Annotated in this window: 4 protein-coding genes; 1 reads left to right on the forward strand and 3 read right to left on the reverse strand. The window is 48.0% G+C overall.

Features of this window, described 5'->3' with window-relative positions; translation table 11 throughout:
- Window positions 1–647 (forward strand): SAM-dependent methyltransferase (locus B7Y67_RS13005; RefSeq protein WP_293599014.1); only part of this gene is annotated, 647 nt, incomplete at its 5' end.
- Window positions 648–681: 34 nt separating this feature from the next.
- Here the strand turns inward: B7Y67_RS13005 and B7Y67_RS13010 are convergent.
- The 3 genes from B7Y67_RS13010 to B7Y67_RS13020 are packed head-to-tail and all read right to left on the reverse strand — an operon-like array spanning window position 682 to window position 3,362.
- A complete protein-coding gene (locus tag B7Y67_RS13010) occupies window positions 682–1,641 on the reverse strand; it encodes a S49 family peptidase (RefSeq protein ID WP_293599015.1) in 960 nt (319 codons plus the stop codon).
- A 4-nt stretch (window positions 1,642–1,645) separates the two neighbouring features.
- Window positions 1,646–2,350: an HAD-IIIA family hydrolase gene (locus B7Y67_RS13015; protein WP_293599017.1), complete on the reverse strand. Its 705-nt coding sequence runs from the start codon at window positions 2,348–2,350 to the stop codon at window positions 1,646–1,648.
- Window positions 2,343–3,362, reverse strand: a complete 1,020-nt coding sequence (locus B7Y67_RS13020; protein WP_293599016.1) for an RluA family pseudouridine synthase — start codon at window positions 3,360–3,362, stop codon at window positions 2,343–2,345. Before B7Y67_RS13020 ends, B7Y67_RS13015 begins: the two co-directional genes overlap by 8 nt.
- Window positions 3,363–3,626: the final 264 nt, after the last annotated feature.

The following is a 3,626-nucleotide window of genomic DNA, read 5'->3' on the forward strand; positions in this document are numbered from 1 at the left end:
TTGTTGAGGATGCCAAAACTGCGCGGGCTTTTTTAAAAGCAGTGGATGGCGTTGCACCTTTAGCCTGCACCATTCAAGAAATGCAAATGAGTGAATGGCGTGGCGTGGCGCGTAATGCCAAATATGGTGATGCAGTCAAACCAATCGATTTACTTAAGCCACTGATTGCTGGTAAAGACATGGGCCTCATGTCAGAGGCTGGCGTTCCGGGGGTTGCAGACCCAGGTGCAGAGCTTGTGCTGGCAGCACATAAGTTAGGCGCCAAAGTAAAACCCTTAGTTGGTCCAAGTTCAATTTTGTTGGGTCTCATGGCTAGCGGTTTAAATGGTCAGCGCTTTGCATTTCAAGGCTATGTTCCACATGATGTGCAAGACCGCATTACACGACTCAAGCAACTAGAAGTGGAGTCAAGAAAATTGCAGCAGACACAAATCTGGATTGAGACGCCTTATCGCAATACAGCGATGCTCATGGCTTGTCTTAATACACTCTCACCGCAATCGATGCTTTGTATGGGAATGGATCTCAGTTTGCCGAGCGAGATGATTACCACGCTCTCGATTGCAGACTGGCGTAAGCGCTTCCCAAATGAAGCTGCCTGTGCCTCACTACAAAATAGGCCAGCAATATTTCTATTGCTGGCCTAGATTTTTGATGTAGTGCTTTGTTGATCTATCGTTTTTACTTTAAATCAGGCGTCTTAATTAAAGCCTTGCCTGCTGCAGCGCCAACCTCAGCACCAAAACGTTTAGCAACGCGCTCTGCGAAATTCTCTTTCATGGTGTAGTCGAGAATATCTGGTGCTTTAAAAATATCTCGCGCTACAGTCTCTACCGTGCCATAGCCATCAACCAAACCAATTTTGATTGCTTGCTCGCCATTCCAAACACGACCCGAGAACATTTCCGGAGTTTCTTTTAGACGATCACCGCGACCCGCTTTGACCACTGCAATAAATTGCTGATGAATCTCATCGATCATGGTTTTAATCATCTCCACTTGCTGTGGGTTTTCTTTAGAGAACGGATCCATCATTCCCTTATTGGAGCCAGCAGCAATCATGCGACGAGTGACACCCAACTTATCCATCAGACCAGTAAATCCAAAGCCTTCCATGATCACGCCGATAGAACCAACCAAACTCGCCTTATCAACCAGAATTTGATCTCCAGCAACGGCCACATAGTAACCACCTGATGCGCAGATATCTTCCACGACGACATACAGCGGTTTAGCTGGATAGAGCTTACGTAAGCGCTGAATCTCATCATTCATCATGCCGGCCTGAACTGGAGAACCACCAGGACTATTAATACGCAAAACAACACCTACGCTACTCTCATTTTCGAATGCAGAAGTGAGTGATGAGTTGATGTCTAAAGCATTAGCCAGCGAGCTTGAGGAAATCTCTCCCTCTATCGTCACTAAAGCGGTGTGCTTCTCTGTTCCCATGCCGCGACCAGGTATATTGAAATCAAACACCGCTAGCACTACGCCAATAAAGATGATGAGAGTAAGAATGCGAAAGACTGCTCTCCAGCGACGAGCCTTACGAGTCTCTTTTAAATTCTCTAGCAATAAATGCTCCAGGGCTTGACGCTCCCAATTTTGATTCACATTCTCGGATTGATTTTGATCCATCTTTTTAATCCTTCTTTACTGACTCGTTTTTAATAGTGAGATTGTCGCTAAGCCATTGGCTCAGCTGTGATACATCATCCACATGAATTAATGATGGCGCTTCTTTTAAAGTGCTCGGAGGGTGTGCACCATAAGTTACTGCTACCGCATCAACGCCTGCATTAGCCGCCATATCCAAATCATGGGTAGTATCACCAATCATCAACATCCGACGCATCGGCACTTGCATGACGTCAGAAAGCTCCAAGAGCATTCCGGGATGGGGTTTAGAAAAGGATTCATCTGCAGTGCGTGTCTCATGAAACATCTGCTCAAGCTGGTGATGCTGTAGAGATCGATCTAATCCCACACGAGATTTACCTGTCGCAACGCCCAATAAGTAACCATCCTCGCGCAAGCTATGCAGCAGTTCACGAATACCTGGGAATAAATCCAACTCGTGATCTTTAGCGAGGTAGTGATACCGAAAACGTTCAGTCAGCTTGGGGAAGTGCGCCGGCTCAATCCACGGCACCGCCCTTCTCAGTGAATCCTGAATACCCAAACCAATGACTGAACTGGCCAGAGTGTCATCTGGCTCTTTGAAACCTAAGTCACGGCAAGCTTGCTGAATACAGTTCACGATCGTCGGCGTGGAGTCCATGATGGTTCCATCCCAATCCCAGACAATCAGGTCGTAACGTCTATCGCGTTTTTGCTCTTCAAGCATTTTGGGGTACTTCAAAGTTTTTCATCATGGCAGTAAATTCAGCAGGTAATGGTGATTCGATACGCATTTTCTCGCCAGTACGGGGATGGGTAAAGCCAGCTAAGTGAGCATGCAAATACAAGCGTTTGGATTTCACAATCTTGTCTTGGTCTTCAAAGCCGTACTTATCATCACCCAAAATGGAATGACCTAATTTCTGGAGGTGTACGCGGATTTGGTGAGTACGCCCGGTTTTTAACTGAGCCTCTGCCAAGGTAATAGCATCCTCTCCCCGCTTCATTACTTTGGTAACACGCAAAGCGGTATGACTTGGTAGCCCATCTGGGTCAACGCGCACTCGGCGCTCGCCATTGGCCAGCAGGTATTTATGTAATGCAAATTTCAGTTGCATGGTGCCTGCACCTTGAGCAATCTCGCCATGGGCTAGCAAGTAGTAACGCTTGTCTGTTTGACCTTCGCGGATCTGGCGATGCAATTCCACCAAGGCACTGCGCTTTTTAGCCAAGAGTAGGACCCCGGAGGTATCTCGATCCAAACGGTGCACCAACTCCAAAAATTTGAGCTCAGGCCGTGTAATACGCAAGGTCTCAATCACGCCCAGAGCAATGCCTGAACCACCATGAACCGCCAAACCTGCTGGCTTGTTGACTATTAATAAAGCTTCATCCTCAAACAAAATCGGCATTTTGTCGGAATAGCCCTGTGCCCGATTCTTAGTTTGGGCGGTATTGACTGCCGACATTTGAGCAGGCTCGGCTATCCGAACTGGAGGAACTCTGACTATATCCCCCTCTACCAATCGCGTAGTCGGCTCAGCCCTTTTCTTGTTCACCCGAACCTCGCCAGAGCGAATAATTCGATAAACGTGGCTTTTAGGGACCCCTTTTGCCCAACGCAAGAGGTAATTATCCAAACGCTGACCAGCCTCTTCTGGACCAATGGTCTGAAGATGAACGGCGGCCGGAGCACTGGTTTTTACCTGCAAAGGCTTGGAAATGGGTTCGGATTTCATGATTTATCTCTCTTGCCACCCCGACGGGGGTCGACAAGGGACTTAACAATACCCCATTGTCCTTCAACTTGTGCCGTATAATCAACGCTCTAGCCAATTTATTGGCCCGAGACAAGCCTGATTCAGGCGTGAATCGTGGAGCTTGGAGTCGCCCTTAATAGACTCCCGGGGTTGCCCCTCCCCCGTTGTAATGAGGCGCAGGGTTGGTGTGCCGTATGCCGCGACCCGCGATTAGAAGACAGTTTTCAGGCGCGCGCCTGCATT

It is taken from the genome of Polynucleobacter sp. 35-46-11, from assembly GCF_002281105.1.